Source organism: Endozoicomonas sp. YOMI1, from assembly GCF_024606345.1.
Classification (GTDB): Bacteria; Pseudomonadota; Gammaproteobacteria; order Pseudomonadales; family Endozoicomonadaceae; genus Endozoicomonas.
The window spans coordinates 1-1,508 of sequence record NZ_JAHHPM010000461.1; the positions used below are offsets into that span (position 1 = coordinate 1).

Genomic DNA, 1,508 nt, shown 5'->3' on the forward strand with positions numbered 1-1,508 from the left:
CCACCATCGTTGAACCGCCCGGTGCGGACCCGCATGCCGGGTGCTGTGGGGAGGGCTGGAGAAAGACCAGCCCTTACCCGATTTATGCCCTAGGATCATTGTTCTGCTTCTTCACCGTCTCCAACGTAAGTGTCGTATAGATCAGATAAAGTATCGTGAAAACACCAACCAATTCCGGAAGTATTCTCTACTGCATCCCATAACCGGTCTTTGAATTTATTGATTAAACCTTCCTTGTCCATATAATCTAGAGCATCTTCATACATTCCTTCCATGCTACTATAGAACCCTTCATCAATGTCACCAAATTCATTTGTGCAATCGATACCAGCTTCAACATAAGTGAGCATTATATCAGCAATTCCCTCATTTGAAATTGATACTTTTTTGTAATCGGATATAGCTTTCCGCGCTACGGACAAGCGCATTTTTGGTGCGAAAGAACGCCCTGTTGCAATAAACTCTTGTTCTACGACTTTTTTGTACTTACTTAAAACTGTTGAATCATCATCAAACAATGAAGACTGATAATATTCTTTTACATTACTGAGCTTTTTATAAAGATTTGCAATTTCATCAACAAGTTCATTCTGTGTCATTTTTCTCAGGTGTTTTTTAAGATCAGTAAGTGTTGCTTTTTTAGCCATTTCAAACAACTCGGATATAATTTATGGATGAATTTTAGAGGATATTTGATGAAGGGCATAACGGGCATAACGCCTGCAGCAAGGGCGGCGAACGCAGTGAGCCGTCCCTTTGACTGCACTTGTTATATTTTGACCCCTTTTAGGTACTGTGCATATAGTATGTCAGCAAAGTCGGTTTCATTTATTTTTTGAATGACCAAGTCTCGAACTGCATTTGCTAAAAGATCATTATCTTCTGTGATTTCATAGTCATTCAGAGAAAGATATTCAAGTGCAACAGCTAACCCTGTGCGTTTATTTGCATCTGGACAGGCATGAGAAACTGCAATAGATGCAGTATATTTTGCAGCTATTTCAAATACATCATCTAAACCTTCGTAAACTACTGCATTATCAATACGGCTTAATGCTCCTTGCAACTTGGATACATCAACGCTACCTTTCATTCCTGGCTCAGTTGAAAGAATGAAAGCATTTATCTCAACCACACGTTCAAAGGGAAAGCAGATAATATCCATTACATGTCAGCCAGTTTTTTGAATGTTTTAGTGTGAGTTCTTAAAACAAGTTTTGTTTCTGATTTTATGATTTGACGCCCAGTATCCCCTGAAAGATCAAGCTTCTTTGTTGCCTTGATTTTTGGCCTTTCAACAGGCTGAACACCATAGTCTTCGACTTTTGAGTTCATGGTTTTTCCTTATTTAAAAATTTAGATGTATTATAGCTCGATAGATTGAAGTACTCGAGTTTAGAGCCAATCCGTCCCTGTCACGATATTTTAAAACACCGTTTTCAGGTAACAATATACCTGAATCCGTAACTTCAGAAGACGTTGACACCTTCGGAAGCCGGTCGTGCCGA

General features: G+C 39.2%; 3 protein-coding genes. All 3 read right to left on the reverse strand.

Annotation, left to right across the window (positions count from 1 at the left end):
• Nucleotides 1–95: 95 nt before the first annotated feature.
• Entirely contained in the window at nt 96–647 is a 552-nt protein-coding gene (locus tag KDK15_RS16405; RefSeq protein ID WP_257296466.1) for a DUF6155 family protein, read from the reverse strand.
• 122 nt (nt 648–769) lie between these two features.
• A complete protein-coding gene (locus tag KDK15_RS16410) occupies nt 770–1,165 on the reverse strand; it encodes a type II toxin-antitoxin system death-on-curing family toxin (protein ID WP_257296467.1) in 396 nt (131 codons plus the stop codon).
• Nucleotides 1,165–1,335 (reverse strand): acetyltransferase, encoded by a 171-nt coding sequence (locus tag KDK15_RS16415; RefSeq protein ID WP_257296468.1) that lies wholly within the window; start codon nt 1,333–1,335, stop codon nt 1,165–1,167. Before KDK15_RS16415 ends, KDK15_RS16410 begins: the two co-directional genes overlap by 1 nt.
• Nucleotides 1,336–1,508 lie beyond the last annotated feature (173 nt).

Excerpts from the sequence above, each read along its gene's own strand:
- KDK15_RS16410 (WP_257296467.1), bottom strand. The coding sequence starts at position 1,165 with ATGGATATTATCTGCTTTCCCTTTGAACGTGTGGTTGAGATAAATGCT.
- KDK15_RS16415 (WP_257296468.1), bottom strand. The coding sequence starts at position 1,335 with ATGAACTCAAAAGTCGAAGACTATGGTGTTCAGCCTGTTGAAAGGCCA.
- KDK15_RS16405 (WP_257296466.1), bottom strand. The coding sequence starts at position 647 with ATGGCTAAAAAAGCAACACTTACTGATCTTAAAAAACACCTGAGAAAA.